Annotated in this window: 15 protein-coding genes; 12 read left to right on the top strand and 3 right to left on the bottom strand. The window is 32.0% G+C overall.

Annotation, left to right across the window (positions count from 1 at the left end; translation table 11 throughout):
• The first annotated feature begins 43 nt into the window (after positions 1–43).
• The 3 genes from secA (at position 44) to DPIF8902391_RS04910 (ending at position 5,501) form a co-directional block, all read left to right on the top strand.
• Positions 44–3,397: a preprotein translocase subunit SecA gene (gene secA, locus DPIF8902391_RS04920; RefSeq protein ID WP_172505195.1), complete on the top strand. Its 3,354-nt coding sequence runs from the start codon at positions 44–46 to the stop codon at positions 3,395–3,397.
• A 206-nt stretch (positions 3,398–3,603) separates the two neighbouring features.
• Positions 3,604–4,476: a UDP-2,3-diacylglucosamine diphosphatase gene (locus DPIF8902391_RS04915; RefSeq protein WP_058885348.1), complete on the top strand. Its 873-nt coding sequence runs from the start codon at positions 3,604–3,606 to the stop codon at positions 4,474–4,476.
• A gap of 5 nt (positions 4,477–4,481) precedes the next feature.
• Positions 4,482–5,501: a glycosyltransferase family protein gene (locus DPIF8902391_RS04910; RefSeq protein ID WP_058885349.1), complete on the top strand. Its 1,020-nt coding sequence runs from the start codon at positions 4,482–4,484 to the stop codon at positions 5,499–5,501.
• Here DPIF8902391_RS04910 and ung read toward each other — a convergent pair.
• Entirely contained in the window at positions 5,488–6,153 is a 666-nt protein-coding gene (gene ung, locus DPIF8902391_RS04905) for a uracil-DNA glycosylase (RefSeq protein WP_058885350.1), read from the bottom strand. The genes DPIF8902391_RS04910 and ung overlap by 14 nt on opposite strands.
• Positions 6,154–6,204: 51 nt before the next feature.
• On the opposite strand from ung, the gene DPIF8902391_RS04900 reads away from it, so the two are divergent.
• From DPIF8902391_RS04900 to DPIF8902391_RS04880, 5 genes are all read left to right on the top strand, one after another.
• Positions 6,205–7,434, top strand: a complete 1,230-nt coding sequence (locus DPIF8902391_RS04900) for a hypothetical protein (protein ID WP_172505194.1) — start codon at positions 6,205–6,207, stop codon at positions 7,432–7,434.
• A gap of 26 nt (positions 7,435–7,460) precedes the next feature.
• Positions 7,461–9,200: an L-lactate permease gene (locus DPIF8902391_RS04895; RefSeq protein WP_172505193.1), complete on the top strand. Its 1,740-nt coding sequence runs from the start codon at positions 7,461–7,463 to the stop codon at positions 9,198–9,200.
• Between the two features lie 25 nt (positions 9,201–9,225).
• Entirely contained in the window at positions 9,226–10,377 is a 1,152-nt protein-coding gene (locus tag DPIF8902391_RS04890; protein ID WP_058885353.1) for an alpha-hydroxy acid oxidase, read from the top strand.
• Between the two features lie 15 nt (positions 10,378–10,392).
• A complete protein-coding gene (locus tag DPIF8902391_RS04885) occupies positions 10,393–12,600 on the top strand; it encodes an endonuclease MutS2 (RefSeq protein ID WP_198912946.1) in 2,208 nt (735 codons plus the stop codon).
• Between the two features lie 411 nt (positions 12,601–13,011).
• A complete protein-coding gene (locus DPIF8902391_RS04880) occupies positions 13,012–13,560 on the top strand; it encodes a hypothetical protein (protein WP_172505192.1) in 549 nt (182 codons plus the stop codon).
• Positions 13,561–13,612: 52 nt separating this feature from the next.
• Here DPIF8902391_RS04880 and DPIF8902391_RS04875 read toward each other — a convergent pair whose 3' ends face one another.
• Together DPIF8902391_RS04875 and DPIF8902391_RS04870 are read right to left on the bottom strand one after the other, a co-directional pair.
• Positions 13,613–13,837: a hypothetical protein gene (locus tag DPIF8902391_RS04875; protein WP_058885356.1), complete on the bottom strand. Its 225-nt coding sequence runs from the start codon at positions 13,835–13,837 to the stop codon at positions 13,613–13,615.
• Positions 13,838–13,858: 21 nt separating this feature from the next.
• Positions 13,859–15,253, bottom strand: a complete 1,395-nt coding sequence (locus tag DPIF8902391_RS04870; protein ID WP_058885357.1) for an MATE family efflux transporter — start codon at positions 15,251–15,253, stop codon at positions 13,859–13,861.
• 111 nt (positions 15,254–15,364) lie between these two features.
• Between DPIF8902391_RS04870 and tpx the strand changes: the two genes are divergently transcribed.
• Genes tpx through DPIF8902391_RS04850 form a run of 4 tightly spaced genes read left to right on the top strand, consistent with a single transcriptional unit; the run spans position 15,365 to position 19,885 of the window.
• Positions 15,365–15,862, top strand: coding sequence for a thiol peroxidase (gene tpx, locus DPIF8902391_RS04865; RefSeq protein ID WP_172505191.1), 498 nt, complete (start codon positions 15,365–15,367; stop codon positions 15,860–15,862).
• Between the two features lie 5 nt (positions 15,863–15,867).
• The gene (locus DPIF8902391_RS04860; protein ID WP_101914480.1) at positions 15,868–16,248 is read left to right on the top strand and encodes a diacylglycerol kinase family protein; all 381 of its coding nucleotides are present in this window, start codon (positions 15,868–15,870) and stop codon (positions 16,246–16,248) included.
• Between the two features lie 27 nt (positions 16,249–16,275).
• Positions 16,276–19,194 carry a DNA translocase FtsK gene (locus tag DPIF8902391_RS04855; RefSeq protein ID WP_172505190.1) on the top strand — a complete coding sequence of 973 codons (2,919 nt, stop codon included), beginning with the start codon at positions 16,276–16,278 and terminating at the stop codon, positions 19,192–19,194.
• Positions 19,195–19,231: 37 nt separating this feature from the next.
• A complete protein-coding gene (locus tag DPIF8902391_RS04850) occupies positions 19,232–19,885 on the top strand; it encodes a LolA family protein (protein ID WP_058886281.1) in 654 nt (217 codons plus the stop codon).
• Positions 19,886–19,902 lie beyond the last annotated feature (17 nt).

The raw sequence follows: 19,902 nt of genomic DNA, 5'->3' as shown, positions 1-19,902 counted from the left end.
CTATTAACCAAACGTTAAACAGCTACCTAATAATATTTTAAAAATGAGCGTTTTAAATTCGATTCTTAAAATTTTTGTTGGTGATAAACAACAAAAAGACTTAAAACTTTTACAACCAATTGTTGAGAAAGTACAATACTTTGAAAAATCATTCAATAGTTTATCCAACGATGGGTTGCGAACAAAGACTATCGAATTTAAATCAAAAATTAAAGAAGCAACAAAATCTTTTACAGATACAATCGCTACTTTAGAAAAAGAAGCTTTAACTGCTGATATTGACCGTCAAGAAGAAATATATGCTCAAATTGACAAGCTAAAAGACCAAGCATACGAAAAATCGGAAGCTGTTTTACTAGAAATTATGCCGGAAGCTTTTGCTTTAGTTAAAGAAACGGCAAAACGTTTTACCGAAAATGATGCCGTAGAAGTTACCGCATCTGCTTTTGATAGAGAATTATCAGCAACCAGAGCACATGTTACCTTACAAGAAGATAAAGCTTTTTGGGCGAGTTCATGGGATGCCGCTGGTAAAGAAGTTGCCTGGGACATGGTACATTATGACGTACAATTAATTGGTGGTTCTGTTTTACATCAAGGTAAAATTGCCGAAATGATGACTGGTGAAGGGAAAACCTTAGTATCTACTCTACCTGTTTACTTAAACGCCTTAACTGGTAACGGAGTACACGTAGTAACTGTAAATGACTATTTAGCAAAACGTGATAGAGCTTGGATGGCTCCTATTTTTGAATTCCACGGATTATCTACAGATTGTGTTGATTTTCATCAGCCAAATTCAGAAGAACGTAGAAATGCTTATAATGCCGATATTACCTACGGAACAAATAACGAATTTGGTTTCGATTATTTACGTGATAACATGGCTTCATCAAAAGATGATTTAGTACAAAGAGCGCCTAACTACGCTATTATTGATGAAGTAGATTCTGTTTTAATTGATGATGCTCGTACGCCGTTAATTATTTCTGGACCTGTGGCTCAAGGAGATCGTCATGAGTTTAACGAATTAAAACCTTTGGTTGCCGATTTAGTTTCATTACAAAACAAATATTTAGTAGGAGTTTTAGCAGAAGCTAAAAAATTATTAAAAGCTGGTGATGAAAAAGAAGGTGGTTTCTTATTATTTAGAGTTTACAGAGGTCTTCCTAAAAACAAAGCATTAATTAAGTTTTTATCTACTGAAGGAATTAAACAAATTCTTCAAAAAACAGAAAACTTTTATATGCAAGACAATAATAAGTTAATGCCTGAGGTAGATAACGAATTATGGTTTACTGTTGAAGAAAAAAATAATCAAATTGATTTAACTGATAAAGGAATTAATCTTTTATCAGAAAAAACACAAAATAATACCTTTTTCGTTTTACCAGATATTAGTGTTATTGTTGGTCAAATTGACAAAAGTGAAGATTCTGTTGAAGATAAAGCAAACAAAAAAGAAGAATTATACCGTGATTTTAGCGTAAAAAGCGAACGTATTCATACGATGAATCAACTTTTAAAAGCATATACTGTTTTTGAAAAAGATGTGGAATATGTAGTGATGGAAAACAAGGTAATGATTGTTGATGAGCAAACGGGGCGTATTATGGACGGTCGTCGCTACTCTGACGGATTACACCAAGCACTAGAAGCTAAAGAAAACGTAAACATTGAAGATGCTACGCAAACCTTTGCAACGGTTACTTTACAGAATTACTTTAGAATGTATCGCAAATTATCTGGAATGACAGGTACGGCAATTACAGAATCGGGGGAATTTTGGGAAATTTATAAATTAGATGTTGTTGAAATCCCTACCAACAGACCTATTCAAAGAGATGATAAAGATGATTTAGTTTACAAAACTACTCGTGAAAAATACAATGCTGTTATTGAAGATGTTGTAAAATTATCGAACGCAGGTCGTCCGGTACTTATTGGAACAACATCCGTAGAAATATCAGAATTATTAGGAAGAATGTTACAAATGCGTAAAATTCCTCATAATATATTAAATGCAAAATTACACAAACGTGAAGCTGATGTTGTTGCTGAAGCTGGAAAACCTGGGATTGTAACAATTGCTACAAATATGGCAGGTCGTGGTACCGACATTAAATTATCGAAAGAAGTAAAAGATAATGGTGGTTTAGCTATTGTTGGTACAGAACGTCATGATTCTCGTCGTGTTGACCGTCAGTTACGTGGTCGTGCGGGTCGTCAGGGAGATGTTGGTTCGTCACAATTTTATGTTGCTTTAGATGACAATTTAATGCGTTTATTTGGTTCTGACAGAATTGCCAAAATGATGGACAGAATGGGATTAAAAGATGGGGAAGTAATTCAACATTCTATGATTTCAAAATCTATTGAAAGAGCACAGAAAAAAGTAGAAGAAAATAACTTTGGTATTCGTAAGCGTTTATTAGAGTATGATGATATTATGAACGCACAACGTGAGTTTATTTACAAACGTCGTCGTCATGCCTTAGATGGTCAGCGTTTACAAATTGACATTGCAAATATGATTTATGATACTTGTAGTTCAATTGTAAAGCAAAATAAAGCGAGTCATAATTACACGAATTTTGAGTTTGAATTAATTCGTTTCTCTGCAATGACTTCGCCTTTTACTGAAGAAGAATTTAAAAAATTCACAGAAGAAGAATTAACAGATAAGTTATACGTAATTGTTTCTGCTCATTATAAAAATGATACTGAAAGACATGCACATACTGCCTTTCCTGTTATTAAAAATGTTTTTGAAACCGAAGGAGATCGCTACGAACGTATTATCGTTCCTTTTACTGATGGCGCTAAAACAGTACAGGTGGTTACCGATTTAAAACAAGCTTATGAGTCGGAAGGAAAATCATTAGTAAACGACTTTGAAAAGAACATCACATTATCAATTATTGATGAAAACTGGAAGGATCATTTACGTAAAATGGATGAGTTAAAACAAACCGTTCAAAATGCTACCTACGAACAAAAAGATCCTTTATTAGTCTACAAATTTGAAGCTTTTGAATTATTTCAAGCTACTGTTGATGTCATTAATAAAGAAGTGTTATCGTTCTTATTTAAAGGACATTTACCTAGCCAAGATGTTGACCAAGTTTCAGAAGCTCCTGAACACCAAGAAATTCAGCAATTTGACACCCATAAAGACGAGGTTCAAAACTCTTCGCAACAAGCAATGAGTAATGCTCGTAATCAGCAAACTCAAGAACAGCAAGTTGTTGAAACTATTGTTCGTGAAGAGCCAAAGGTTGGGCGTAACGAAAAAGTTACCATCAAAAATGTGATGTCTGGCGAAGAAAAAGAATTAAAATACAAACAAGCAATCCCTTTATTAGAATCAGGGAAATGGGTGGTTTATCAAAAATAAACAACCTTTAATACACGCTTTAAAAGACGTAAATACTTGGCTAAAACCATGTTTTTACGTCTTTTTTACGTTCTAAATATTTACATTAATAATACACAGCGTTTACCTTTGTTTAAAGATTTGACTGCGAATACTTCACAATTTGCTTAAGATTAAAACACATTTGAAAAGTATGTTTGTATAAATACATTAGGATACTTTTTAAAATGATAAAAAACAAGAAACGAAAATTAGATATTGTTGTTATTTCTGATGTTCATTTAGGTACTTATGGATGTAAAGCCAATGAGCTTCATCGGTATTTAAAAACTGTAGAACCAAAGATTTTAATTTTAAATGGCGATATTATTGACATTTGGCAATTTAAGAAAAGTTACTTTCCTAAATCCCACATGAAAATTATAAAGCAACTCATGTCGTATATAACTTCAGATACCAAGGTGTACTATATTACAGGAAATCATGATGAAATGCTTCGTAAATTTAAAGGATTTCGACTTGGTAGTTTCGAAATAGTCAACAAAGTTGTTTTAGATATTGACGGCAAAAAAGGCTGGTTTTTTCATGGTGATGTATTTGATGTTACTATGCAACATTCAAAATGGTTGGCAAAACTAGGCAGTATTGGTTATGATACTTTAATACTGATAAATATTGCCGCAAATTGGTTTAGTAATAAACTAGGTTACGGAAAATTATCTTTTTCTAAAAAAATAAAAAACAGTGTTAAAGGCGCTGTGAAATTTATCAATAATTTTGAAACTACAGCTTCTGATATTGCTATTTCTAACGGCTATGATTATGTGGTATGTGGACATATACATCAGCCTGAAATAAAATTGATAAAAAACGAAAATGGTCAAACTACTTATTTAAATTCTGGCGATTGGATTGAAAACTTAACTGCCCTAGAATATGTTGATCAAAAATGGTCGTTATATGACTATGAAAAAGATGAAATTGCTAAAAACACACCGACCGATTTAGAGACAAATCATACTGATTTTAAAAGTGCTGAAAGCAGCAACAGTAAACTTTTTGATGAGCTTTTAGAAGAATTTAATATCCTAAAAAAATAATTTCTATGAAAATATTATACGCTTTTCAAGGCACAGGAAACGGACACGCAAGCAGAGCTATTGAAATAATCCCTTACTTAAAAGAAATAGCGGATGTTGATGTTTTAACAAGCGGATATCAATGTGAATTAGCACTTCCTTTTGAGGTTAAATACAAGTATTACGGATTGAGTTTTATCTTTGGAAAAAATGGTGGAATTAACATTTGGCAAACCATAAAACAGGCGAAAATCAGCAATTTATTTAAAGAAATTAATGCAGTTCCTTTGGCTCAATATGATTTAATCATCAATGATTTTGAACCTATTACTTCGTGGGCTGCAAAGCTAAAAAACAGCCCTATTATATCATTGAGTCATCAAAGTGCTGTTTTAGATAAAAACGCACCAAAATACGGGAAATTTCGTTTTGAGCGTTTAATTTTAAAATACTACGCGCCTATAAAAACAAAATTCGGATTTCATTTTAAAGCCTATTCTTCAGATATTTTCACCCCTATTATTCGTAAAAAAATAAGAAATACACCGATTGTTAATAAAGGACACTATACCGTTTACCTACCTGCTTATAGTGATAAAAAAATACTTAAAGTACTCTCTAAAATTGAAAATATTAAGTGGGAAGTATTTTCGAAACACACACAAAAAAATATCATTAAAAATAACATTATCATCAAACCAATAAACGGCGATAGTTTTATTAAAAGTATCAGTTCAAGCAAAGGGGTTATGTGTGGCGCAGGCTTTGAAACACCTGCCGAAGCCTTATTCTTACAAAAAAAGCTACTGGTAATCCCTATGAAAAATCAATATGAGCAACAATGCAATGCCATCGCTTTAAAAGAAATGGGCATACCTGTTTTAAAGACTTTTAACAAAAAACAGGTCGCTAAAATCACTCACTGGGTACACACCCAGCAAAATAGTAAAGTAAACTACCCCGATACCACTAAAAATATTTTAGAAACAATTATTTCACCCTACTATCGTCAGGTCGATTTCCCCATAGCAACTACCATTTTATAGGTGTTTGGTTTACACTTTTCAAAAATGTATTGGTTTTTGAAAAGTGTTTACTTCCAAACCAACCTCGCCAAGCTCCTAAAGGAGATGGATGTGGTGCTTTAAAAATAGTATGTTTTTCTGTATTTATAATACTGCCTTTCTTTTCGGCAAATTTCCCCCAAAGCAAAAACACAACATCTTGTTTTTCTTCGGATATTTTTTGAATAACAGCATCGGTAAATTGTTCCCAACCTTGTTTTTGATGGCTCCCTGCCTCGCCTTCTCTAACGGTTAATGTAGCGTTTAACAACAAAACTCCTTGAGTTGCCCAATGCGATAAATCGCCAGAAACAGGCGTTGATACTTGCAAATCTGTAGCGAGTTCTTTAAAAATATTTACCAATGATGGCGGATGCTTTATTCCTTGATTTACCGAAAAACACAAACCATTCCCCTGCCCTATTCCATGATATGGGTCTTGCCCAATAATTACCACTTTTAAAGCATCAAAAGAACAATCATTAAAAGCTTTAAATATATTTTCTTTTTTAGGATAACAAGTATTTTCAGTAAACTCTTTATCAACAAAATTAGATAAATCTTTAAAATATGTTTTTTCGAATTCTGGCTTTAAAATATTTTGCCAATCGATGGGTAGTATTGTATCATTCATAATTTTTTAAATTTCTTTCAAATATTATAAAAAAATGTTATTTTTACAAATATGTTAAAAATAAAAAAAACCAAGGCTACAATAGCCTTACTACTACTTTCCATAGGAATTAGTTTCGGACAAATGTCTCCAGATTACAAAGGAGGATTTAAAATTAAATTTGACCAAAAAGGCGATAAATATTTACGATTTATCAGCTTTTTACAAGTTCAAGCAAAATACAATAATGACGTACCTAGCGATGTTTCTAAAACCTCTTTTCAATTACGAAGGGCTCGATTAATTGCGTTTTCACAAATTAACAAAGATTTTCTAGTACTGTTTCACTTAGGACTTAATTCATTTAACAACAAAGGATTAAGCCCTGTTGGAAAAGGTGAATCATCTCAGTTATTTCTTCATGATGCCTACCTTCAGTACAAGGTATTTGGAGAACATTTATACTTAGGTGGTGGGCTTCATTATTACAACGGAATTTCAAGGTTAAATAATCAATCGTCAACCAATATGGTTACCTTATCGAACAATCGTTCATCGTGGGCTACCGTTGGTCTTTCCGATCAGTTTGCTAGGCAATTAGGTGTTTTTATCAAAGGATCTTTAGACAGAGTTAACTATCGTTTTAGTGTTAACGAAGCTAATATTTCTACCTTAGATAAAGCCGAATTAGTCGCAAATTCGATCAGATATCAAGGCAATAAAGTATTAGGTTCAAGAGATGCTGGTAAAACTTTTTCGGGGTATTTTGACTATAATTTTCTTGACCAAGAAAAATCATTACTTCCATATATGGCAGGAACGTATCTTGGGGCAAAAAAAGTATTTAATATCGGTGCAGGTTTTTTTGCGCACCCTAATGGAGTCGTTTCTAAAAATGCGGCGAATAGCAATATTGGGCATGATGTTAACATTTTTTCAGTAGATGCTTACTATGACGCACCACTTTATAATGGCGCAATATCGGCTTATGCGCAATATCAAAATAACGATTATGGTAGCAACTATAATTTTGGTCCTTACGCTTCTGGAAACATGGTTTATGGGCATGTTGGTTATTTAATCCCTAGTAAAAATAATAAATTTAGGGTACAGCCATTTGTAGCACATTCGTACAGAACTGCCGATGCCTTGCAAAATACCGAATATAATTCAACAAAAATAGGTGCAAACGTTTTTTTAAGCGGGCATAATTCGAAGCTTTCTATTGAGTATCAAAAAGATAATAACTTTGCCAATACTACTACTAATTTAGTAACACTTCAGGCGCAAATTTTATTTTAATTAAAAATATAATACAACATTAATATATGGGTGATTTTATCAAAGACAGCATTTTTATACAAGCATTATTAGCCTTTTCACCAATTTTAGTCTCCGCTATTTTATTAGTTGGTCTGCGTTGGTCTGCAAAAAAAACCATGCCTATTATTTATCTTTTAGTGGCATTAATCGCTTTATTTGCATGGCAAGTTCCTGTAGAAAGAGTTTTTGCATCAACCTTACAAGGTTTAATTTACACCGCCTCTATCCTTTGGATTGTTTTCGGTGCTATTTTACTTTTAAATACCCTTAAAAATTCAGGTGCCATAAAAGCTATTCGAGAAGGATTTATTAACGTAAGCCCCGACAGACGAATTCAAGTAATTATCATTGCTTGGTTATTTGGCTGTTTTATAGAAGGCGCTTCAGGTTTTGGAACTCCAGCGGCAATATGTGCACCGCTTTTAGTTGGTTTAGGGTTTCCTGCAATGGCAGCCATCACTATTGGAATGATGATTCAAAGTACGCCTGTTTCTTTTGGAGCAGTAGGAACACCAGTATTAATTGGTGTTAAAGGTGGTTTAGATCATCAAACAATAGGACAGCAATTAGCCGAAAACGGAAGTTCTTGGGATATTTTTTTACAAACTATTATTTCAGAAGTAGCCATTACACATGCCATTGTAGGAACATTTATTCCGTTATTTATGTGTGTTATGATGACCCGTTTTTTTGGAAAAAACAAATCATGGAAAGAAGGGCTTGAAATTTTACCTTTCGCTATTTTATCAGGATTGGCATTTACTATTCCTTACGCTCTAACAGGTGTTTATTTAGGAGCTGAATTCCCATCTATTATAGGTGCTTTAGTTGGTTTACCAATTGTAGTTTTAGCAGCTAAAAATAATTTTTTAACACCAAAAAAACAGTGGGATTTCCCTGAAAGTTCTTTATGGCCTGCTGAATGGTTAGGAAACTTACAAGAAAAAGTAGATACTTTAACTGATGATATTAAAGCATCTAAGATGTCTTTAACAAAAGCGTGGCTTCCTTATTTATTAGTTGCTATACTTTTAGTTTTAAGTAGAATCCCTGAATTAGGAATTGGTAGTGTTTTAAAATATATCAACATCAATTTTAAAAACATTTTAAATCAAGAAGGTATTAATGGAAGTTTTTCTCCTTTATATTTACCTGGAGGAATTATGGTCTTGGTGGTTATTTTAACCTATTTTATACACGGTATGAAACCAAAACAATTATCGAGTGCTATTGGAGAATCGACCAAAACTTTAATTAGCGCAGGGTTTGTTTTAGTATTTACCGTACCGATGGTTCGAATTTTAATTAACTCAGGAGTTAACGATTTAAATATTGCTAGTATGCCAATTGCCATGGCAGAATTTGTTGCCGATAATGTAGGAAAAGTATATCCTATATTTGCCCCTACTATTGGAGCGATGGGTGCTTTTATTGCAGGAAGTAATACGGTAAGTAACATGATGCTTTCTCAATTTCAATTTTCAACAGCCATGTCATTAGGGGTTTCAGGTGCTATTTTAGTAGCCTTACAAGCTGTAGGTGCTGCCGCAGGAAACATGATTGCAATACACAATATTGTAGCTGCTTCGGCAACTGTTGGGCTTTTAGGTAAAGAAGGTGATATTTTAAGAAAAACAATAATCCCTACATTATATTACGTAATTTTTGCAGGAGTTATAGGTGTTATCATGATATACCTTTTAGGAATTACAGATCCTTTAGTTGTTGTGCCTGCTGTAAAATAATATTTTAAAAAAAACAAACAAAACAATGTCTTTTAATATAAATACCAATTATCCGTCAATAGAACATCTTCGTGTAAAATCGAAAAAAAGAATGCCTAAGTTTTCTTATGAATACTTAACTGAAGGTTGTAATGATGATTTAAACGTCTATAAAAATACCAAAGAAATTAGAGACATCGAATTGTTGCCTCAATATTTAAATAAACACGTAGGTTCAAGCACTAAAAAAGTGTTGTTTGGGCACGAATATGATGCGCCTATTGGTATTTGCCCTGTTGGTTTACAGTCATTAATGTGGCCTAAAACCGCTGAAATTTTAGCAAAAACATCGGTAGACCACAACATTCCTTTTATGCTAAGTACGGTAACCACTTTAAGTATCGAAAAAGCCGCTAAAATAACCAATGGTAATTTCTGGTATCAATTATACCATCCTGCGGATAATACTATTACTGATGATATTTTAAAAAGAGCCAAAGATAATGGTTGTAATGTGTTAGTTTTACTAGCAGATGTACCTACCTTCGGATACCGTCCTAAAGATATTTATAACGGATTAGGAATGCCTCCTAAAATGATGTTAAGAAATATTATAGAAGTAATGAGAAAACCTCAATGGGCTTTTGAAACATTAATGAACGGGATTCCTTCTTTTGATACCATGGAAAAATACATGCCTAAAGGAATGGACTTACAGCAGTTAGGTTCTTTTATGGATGCTACTTTTTCAGGAAGATTGAATGTTGATAAAATTAAAAGAATTCAAGACAAATGGGACGGAAAAATAATCATCAAAGGAATTGCTAGTTGTCAAGATGCTCAAAAAGCAGTTGATTTAGGTATTGATGGTATTATCGTTTCCAACCACGGAGGACGACAATTAGATGCCGGACCTTCTAGTATAAAAACACTACATCCTATTGTTAAAAAATTCAAAGGACAAATACAAATAATGATGGATGGCGGTATGCGTACTGGTCCTGATGTTGCTAGAGTTATGGCTTCAGGAGCTGATTTCACATTTCTTGGGCGTCCTTTTATGTACGGAACAGGAGCTTTAGGAAAAAAAGGAGGCGATCAAGTAGCTGCTATTCTTAAAAGAGAATTTCAACAAGTAATGGAACAAATTTGTTGTGAAAAAGTGGAAGATTTACCTAATTTTTTAATAAAAAAATAAAAAAACACTACTTTTTTGATTCACAATATTTCAGATAAAACGCTTCAAGATTTAGAATTCACAACTGTTTTAGAACAAGTTGCAGCACATTGTATTACCAATTTAGGGAAAGAAAAAACGCTTGAAATACAGCCTATTGCTAATAAAAGAAAGTTATTTTTCGAATTAAATTTAGTAAACGAATACCTCGCTTCTTTTGAAAACGAAAACAGGCTTCCTAATCATTTTTTTGAAGATATCACCCAAGAAACAAGTCGTTTAGCTATTGAAAATAGTTTTTTAGAAACCGAAGCATTTTTAAGAGTTGCTACGGTTACCGAAACAGTCAATGAACAAAAAAAGTTCTTGAAAAAATTTCAAACCTACTATCCTACGCTATTTTCTTTAAGTGATAAAATACAATTTACCACTTTTGTTTCAGACAGCATTAAAGAAATAATTACCGCTCACGGTACTGTTTCAGACAACGCCTCGCCTGTTTTAAAACAAATCAGAAAAGAAGTCAATAACATTCGTGGGAAAATATCAGAAAGCTTTTCGCATGCTTTAATAAGAAATATTTCGAGCGGTTATTTAGATGATATTAAAGAAACCGTTATTGATGATCAGCGTGTTTTAGCCGTTAGTGCTATGCATCGCCGTAAGGTAAAAGGGAGTTTATTAGGGTCTTCAAAAACAGGAGCAATTGTGTATATTGCTCCTGAAGCAACCTTAGCGTATAGCCGTGAATTGCAAAATTTAATTTACGAAGAAAAGCAAGAAGTTGTTAAAATATTAAGAGCTTTAGCTAGTAAAATTCATCCTTATACTTCTTTATTAGAGGAGTATTTGGTGTTTTTAACGCATTTAGATTCGGTAGGTGCAAAAGCAAAATATGCCAAAAGCATTAATGGATTATTACCTAAAATAACTAAGGAAAAAAAGATATTTTTCAAAGATGCTTTTCATCCTGTTTTATGGAAAAAAAATAAGGATCAAAATAAAGAAACCTTTGCGCAAACCATTCGGTTAGATGAAAAACAGCAAATTATTGTTATTTCAGGACCAAATGCCGGTGGAAAAAGTATCACTTTAAAAACCATTGGTTTATTACAGTTAATGCTACAAAGTGGTTTATTAATTCCTGTTCATGAGCGTAGTGAAACAACATTATTCAACACTATTTTAACTGATATTGGCGATAATCAATCCATAGAAAACCAATTGAGTACTTATAGTTATCGCTTAAAAAATATGCGTTCGTTTTTAAAGAAATGTAACGACAACACCTTGTTTTTAATTGATGAATTTGGTACTGGTTCTGACCCTGAATTAGGAGGTGCTTTGGCAGAGATTTTTTTAGAAGAATTTTACGAACGAAAAGCCTTCGGAATTATTACTACGCATTATGCTAATTTAAAGGTTTTAGCCAACGAATTAGACAATGTTACCAACGCAAATATGCAGTTTGACGAGCGTACTTTAGAGCCTTTGTATAAATTATTTATCGGGCAAGCAGGGAGTTCATTTACCTTTGAAGTTGCACAAAAAAATGGGATTCCGTATAGTTTAATTAACAGAGCAAAAAAGAGAGTTGAAACAGAAAAAATTAGACTAGATAAAACAATTTCTAATCTTCAGAAAGAACGAAATCGTTTGCAAAAAACTTCTGATAGCTTAGTCAAACAAAAATCGAAAGGACAAGAACATATTGATAGTTTACAGGAAAAGGAAGAAAAAATGCAAAGTAAGCTTTCTGGTTTTCAAGAATTATATGATAATAATCAGCGAATGCTTTCTTTAGGAAGAAAAACCAACGAACTGTTAAACAAGTATTTTCAAACCAATAACAAAAAGGAGTTATCAACTGAGTTTTTTAAATGGGTTGCTTTAGAAAAAACAAAACGCATCAAAAAAGCACCGCTAAAAAAATTATCTAAAATAGAAAGAAGACAAGATTTAATCACAAATAAAAAACAAAAAGAAGCCATCAAAAAAACAGAAAAAGAGGTGCTTCAAAAAGTAATTAAAATTAGAGAGCAGAAAAAAGAAGAAGCTAAAAAAATAGCCCTTGAAAAAGCAGCCTACGTTTATAAAATAAATGACCGTGTGCGTTTAATTGATGGGAATTCTGTAGGAACCATTGATAAAATTGAAAAGAAAACCGTTTTTATAAATTATGGAATTTTTACAACCAAAGCAAAATTAGAACAATTAGAATTGGTTGAGCGTGCTAAAAAATAATTTAACGTTATATATTAGCTATCTATTTTTAAATATAGTGATAGGAAATATATCAATATTAATTTATTTAGGTGAAATTCCATTTATTTATCATATAATAATTACCCTTTTTGCTATACTCATTCATTCGTATGGCTATATTCAAGTATTTCAAAAAACTACATTACAAACTAAACTAAAAATAAGTTTAGTTTGTATCTGTATGTATTTAATCAACTTATTATTTAGCTGTATATTTATAGCTATTTCATTAAAATTATTAACAGATACTATAATTTCAGCAATATTAAAAGGAGCTACATTTATTTTTATAGCTGCTATTATATTTTCGTTACCAGTAGCTGTACTATTATTTTTATGGAATTACATTTGCTTAAAACGCTTAGTGAAATCAAAAAAAGTGACTAAAAAATGAAAAAAATACTTACCGATACATTTTACAAAAACATTACAGAAAATGTTATAAAAGGTCTTGAAAAAGAAAGTAATAAATTGATTTTAAATAAAGTTAATTGGGAAAAAGAAGCCAATAAATGCTTTAAAAGTCTTACTGATTTCTTCAGAAAAACAACTTTAGATAAGCTCCAAAGAAATAATATTGATACAATTGGCGTGATTGATATTTGCTGGAATGAATACGATAATGATATTGAAGTCGATTTTATGCCTGACAATAATTTTGCAACAGCTTTTAAGGATGGTTGTATTATGAATAATTCAGCCATAGATAATGATGATTTTTTTAAAACTTATTTTGATGAAGATATTGATAAAAGTTTAGAAGAAATTGGCGATGATTATCAGCAGATAATTTTAGCTTTTTATTACATCATTAAAGATATTATTAAGCTAGTTGTTCAGCAAGAAGAATTTAAAAAAATCCCAAAAAAATCACCATGTCATTTTGGTTTTGCGTCATTTCATGATCAAGAACGAACCAAAATTTTAACAATTGAATAAAAAAAGAAGCGCTACAATAGCGCTTCTTTTTTTATTATAAAACAGTAAAAAACTACTCTAATCCTTCCATTTCTTTATCATAAAACTCTCCTGCTTTATCCATTAAATCGGCAAGTTCTGTTGTTATATCTTCTTCCATTTCTCCTGATAAATCTTCAAACCACTCTACTTCATCATCTTTTAAATTGATTAAAAAACGTGGATATTCGGTATGTAAAACGAAAACGTCTTCTGGGTGATTGCTGTTATCTGCTAATAAAAACTTAGGTAATTCCATAAAAAATGTAGTATTAATATTTTATTTATCCCCAACAATTTCGGGATTTTCTTTAATTAATTTTAATGTTAATCTATTAAATCGAATAAATAGTAAGATAGATGCCGTGGTTAAACCTGCTAATAATCCTAACCAAATTCCAAAACTTCCGTAGGTTTCTTTTGTTCCTAAAAAATAACTAATCGGAAAACCAACCATCCAATACGATATAAAGGTAATTATTGTAGGTATTTTAACGTCTTGCAAACCTCGTAAAGCGCCTAAAACAACTACTTGAATACTGTCTGATATTTGAAAAATTGCAGCAGCTATTAGTAAATTTGCAGCAGTTTTCATTACTTCCATATTGTCAGCATAGTTTTCGGCATCGCTTAAATCTATATATAAATTTGGTAACGACTTATGAAATATGTAAAATAATGTTGCAAAAACAATCGCCAAAAGAATCCCTAGTAAAAAAATTGAAAAGGCAATTCTTCGTAAATCTACAAATTTTTGCAAGCCTTTTTGATTTCCTACCCGAATCATCGAAGCAACGCTTAATCCCATTGCCACCATAAAGGTCATCGATGATAAATTTAAAGCAATCTGATTTGCTGCCTGTGCATTTCGCCCTAATAAACCACTCAACCAAATAGCTGCGGTGAAAATACCTACTTCAAAAAACATTTGCATGGCGCTTGGCGCACCTAAATTAATTATTTTTCGAAGCATTAATTTATCTAGCACAAAAAATTTAATATTTGTTACAAATTTCTTAGAGCGTTCTTTTTGAGTTAGCATCCACCAAAGGTGTAAAACCATTACAAACCTAGAGAATAATGTTCCGTAAGCTGCACCTACAATTCCCATTTCTGGAAAACCAAACTTCCCGAAAATTAATAAATAATTTAAAATTACGTTTAAAACATTTCCTAAAATAGTAGCATACATTGGATAACGTGTCATGGACAAACCGTCACTAAATTGCTTAAATGCCTGAAAAACAATCATTGGAATTAATGAAAAAGCAACCAAATCTAAATAGGGAATGGCTAATTTTACAACCTCAACTGGCTGTTTCATTAAATACATTAATGGCTTTGAAAAAAACACTAATAAAAACATCAAAATTCCAATTACGGTACATAAAAATAAACCGTGTTTAAATACTGATTTTGCTTCTTTAAAATTATTAGAAGAATCTGCCGAAGCAATTAATGGGGTTATTGCGGTTGAAAAACCAATCCCTAATGACATGGCAATAAACATAAAACTGTTTCCTAAAGAAACTGCCGCTAATTCAGCCGTTCCTAATTGCCCTACCATTATATTATCAACAAAACTCACAAAAGTATGCCCTAACATTCCGAGCATTACAGGAGCAGCAAGTTGCCAATTATATTTAAATTCTGATGTATATTGTTGTAAATTCAAATCTTATATTATTTCAAAGCGCGAAGATAACTTTTTTAATACGCTAGGTCTTTATCTTCTTCATTTTTTAATTAATTTAATTATCTTTGGTTTTCTAAAAACACACAAGAAATGGCTTCAATAACACTACAAGGAAACCCAATAAATACCACAGGAAATTTACCAGAAATTGGTAGTAAAGCAACTGATTTCGCTTTAGTGGCAAACGATTTATCTATTAAAAAATTAGCAGATTTTTCAGGTAGCAGATTAATTTTAAACATCTTCCCTAGTGTCGATACAGGAACTTGTGCTACTTCTGTAAGAGAATTTAATAAAAAATTAGCCGATTTAGAAAACACCAAAGTTTTATGTATTTCTAGAGATTTACCTTTTGCTCAAGGTCGTTTTTGCGGAGCTGAAGGCATTGAAAACGTACTTATGTTATCTGATTTTTCAACAGGAAGTTTTGGTAAAAATTACGGATTAGAAATAGAAAATGGTCCTTTAACAGGTTTACATTCTCGCGCTATCGTTATTATTGACCAAAATGGAACTGTTACTTACACAGAGCAAGTAAGCGAAATTGCTGATCAGCCAAATTATCAAGCAGCTTTAAATAGTTTATAATATTTATGAAAAATCCTAACGATGGTTTTATAAAAGGAAGGTTACGTAGCGTAACCTTCGCTTTTAAAGGAATGTGGCTTTTAATTACAACAGAAGACAGTATTAAAGCGCAAGTTTTTTTGGGTATTTTAGCTACTTGTTTGGGCTGGTATTTTAACCTGTCAGAAACACAATGGCTGTTTCAATTTTTAATAATCGGTATGGTTTTAGTTGCAGAGGCTTTAAATACTGCTGTTGAAAAAATTGCTGATTTTATACACCCCGATTATCATGAAAGAATAGGTTTTATAAAAGATATTGCCGCGGGTGCGCCTGCTTTTGCAGCACTAACAGCACTGATTATTGCTGGCATAATTTACCTTCCTAAAATAATAGCTATATTGTAGCGTTCAATTTATTTCTAACATCAATACATGGCAAAAAGAAAAACACCAAATTTAAAGAAACAACCTAGAGATAATTCGTTTATAAAGCTCGCTTCTTTTTTTTTAATAAAACACAACCTAACTATTTTAGGTGCATTTTTAGTCCTTTTTTCAATATTCTTAACCGTTGCTTTTATCTCTTTTTTCTTTTGTTGGCAAGAAGATCAAAGCACCTTGTCTGAATTTTCAAATAGGGCTATTGTTACTCAAAATTTACTAGGTAAAATTGGTGCTAAACTAAGTAACTTTTTTGTTTATAAAGGATTTGGTTTGGGTAGTTTTGTAATACCTGTAGCCCTTTTTTTAACAGGTGCTCGAATTTTATTACAAACTAATTTAAGAAAAATAATAACTTCTTGGAATTGGGGATTATTATCAATGATATGGATTGCAGTTGCCTTGGGTTTTTCATCTGCTCAAAATGCTGTTTTACCAGGGATTATCGGCTTTGAATTGAATGCTTATTTTCAAGCCTTTTTAGGAAAAGCAGGGGTCGTTATTTTATTACTTTTCTTCTTAGTGGCATACCTTATTATTAGATTTAAAATTACGCCAGAAAAAATTAATGAAAGAATAAAAATAGCCAAAGAAAACCAACTTAAAGAAGCACAAATAAAAGAAGCGCAAATAAATGAGGCGGCAATAGCTGCCGAAAAAGAACGCATTTTAAATACCCAAAAACGCCCTGAAACTCCTGTAAATAATAAAACACCTAGAGTTGTTGAAGATCTACAAGAAACTCCTAACCCTGTTTTTGAGTTACCTATTGAAAACCTACACCCTAATACAACATTTTCTAACGAAATTATTTATCAGGAAGAAGACCATATTTCTTTAGATACCCTTCCTGTTAATGAAAGCCTTATAAGCGACGAATTAGCTGATAAAGCAGCGATAAAAGAAGCTTTAATAAACGAACATTTAATAGACCGATCATCTATAAATAAAACATTAAAAAATGAACCTTTAATAGAGAAACAACCCATTGTTGATCAAGCTATTATTGAAGAAGAAAAAGCGCCAATACAGCAAGATATTCCTATAAAAAAACCTGTTGTTGAAAAACCTGAAACAGCAGCAACTATTACTAAAGAACCTGTAAAAGAAGAAGAGGCGCCAATACAAGAAGATATTCTTATAAAAGAACCTGTTATTGAAAAACCTGAAATAGCAGCAATTATTACTAAAGAACCTGTAAAAGAAGAAGCGCCAATACAGGAAGATACAGCGATTATAAAACCTATTGTTGAAAAACCTATAATCAAAGAATTTATACTTGAAAAGCCTTCCGAAGAAAAAATAGAAGAACCTATCGCAGAAGAAATTGAGGTTTCTGTTGAAAAACATGTAGAAGAGAAAAGTGTTACCGAAAATTTATCAGACGCTTTATTAAAAGATTTTGGTGAATTTGACCCCACCCTTGATTTAGGGCATTTTAAATTCCCTACTCTCGATTTACTTAAACAATACAATGAGGTTATCTCTATCGATGCCGATGAACTTGAAGCAAATAAAAACAGAATTGTAACCACGCTTCAAAACTATAAAATTGGTATTTCAGACATTAAAGCAACCGTTGGTCCTACCATTACCTTATATGAAATTGTACCAAATGCTGGAGTTAGAATTTCAAAAATTAAAAATTTAGAAGATGATATCGCTTTATCGCTTTCTGCTTTAGGAATTCGTATTATTGCGCCAATTCCTGGAAAAGGAACAATTGGTATTGAGGTTCCTAATCAAAAATCGACCATTGTTTCTATGCATTCTGCTATTGCTTCTCAGAAGTTTCAAGATAGCGAAATGGAACTTCCAATTGCTTTAGGAAAAACGATTGCAAACGAAACTTTAGTTGTTGATTTAGCTAAAATGCCTCACTTATTAATGGCAGGTGCAACTGGGCAAGGAAAATCAGTAGGATTAAATGCTGTTTTAACATCGCTTTTATACAAAAAACATCCTGCGGAAGTAAAATTTGTTTTGGTTGATCCGAAGAAAGTCGAATTAACTTTATTTAATAAAATTGAACGTCATTATTTAGCGAAATTACCTGATTCCGAAGAAGCTATTATTACCGATACCACCAAAGTTGTACATACTTTAAATTCACTTTGTATGGAAATGGACGCTCGTTACGACCTGCTTAAAAACGCCATGGTTCGTAACATTAAAGAGTATAATGTAAAGTTTAAAGCTCGAAAATTAAACCCTGAAAATGGGCATAAATTTTTACCATATATCGTGTTAGTAATTGATGAATTTGCCGATTTAATTATGACAGCAGGTAAAGAGGTCGAAACACCAATTGCTCGTTTAGCACAATTAGCACGTGCTATTGGTATTCATTTAATTGTAGCCACACAACGACCATCGGTAAACGTAATTACCGGTATTATTAAAGCGAATTTCCCGGCTCGAATTGCTTTTAGAGTAACTTCAAAAATTGATTCTAGAACTATTTTAGACGCACCAGGAGCCGATCAATTAATTGGTCGTGGAGACATGCTTTATTCAGGAGGAAATGAATTAATTCGTGTTCAATGTGCTTTTGTTGATACACCAGAGGTAGAAAAAATAACTGATTTTATAGGCTCGCAACGGGCATACCCAAGTGCTTATTTATTACCAGAATATGTTGGTGAAGAAAGTGGCACAAATGTTGATGTTGACATTGCAGACAGAGATAAATTGTTTAAAAACGCTGCCGAAGTAATTATTACTGCGCAACAGGGTTCAGCATCGTTATTGCAACGTAAATTAAAATTAGGCTACAACAGAGCCGGTAGAATTATTGATCAATTAGAAGCCGCTGGTATTGTAGGTCCTTTTGAAGGAAGCAAGGCTAGAATGGTTTTAGTTCCTGATTTTATAGCACTTGAACAATTATTGGAAAACGAAAAAAAATAAGTGTAACGATTCTGGAAAACAGAGGAAAAAACAAAACATGAGAAAAATAATATTATTAGCTATCGGATTATGTATTAGTTTACATACCATAGGTCAAAATACTGCTAACCAAGCAAAAACCTTATTAAACGACGTTTCTACAAAAATGGGCGCTTACCACAATATGGTTATTGGTTTTAATTCTTCTTTAATAAATAAAGAAGCTGGTATTACGAATGACCCTCCTATACGAGGAGAAATTACACTTTCTGGTGAAAAATACAACTTAAATTATTTAGGAAACACCTTTCTTTTTGATAATGAAAAACTTGTTGTTATTAACCAAGATGAAAAAGAAATAACAATTTCTGATAATGATTTAGAAGAAGAAGATGGTTTTATTTATCCTTCTAAATTATTAACTTTTTACAAAGAAGGTTATACTTTTTCAATGGGAAAATTAAAAAACAATAACGGACGTAAAGTGCAATACGTAAATTTAACACCTATTGATAGTAATTCTGATATAGTAAAGGTTCAACTAGGAATTGATGCCAAAACAAAACATATTTACAAGTTAGTTCAAATAGGCTCAAACGGAGCTGAAACAACCTTTACGATTACCAAATTTAAAAGTAATCAGCCAATTTCAAAAAATTTATTTTCTTTTAATAAAGATAAATACTTAAAACAAGGATACTTCATCGATTAACCTAATAAAATAAAGTT

This window comes from Tenacibaculum finnmarkense genomovar ulcerans (assembly GCF_900239495.1).
GTDB lineage: Bacteria > Bacteroidota > Bacteroidia > Flavobacteriales > Flavobacteriaceae > Polaribacter > Polaribacter ulcerans.
The sequence above is the reverse complement of the archived record's forward strand: the minus strand, read 5'-3'. Positions and strand labels throughout refer to the sequence as shown.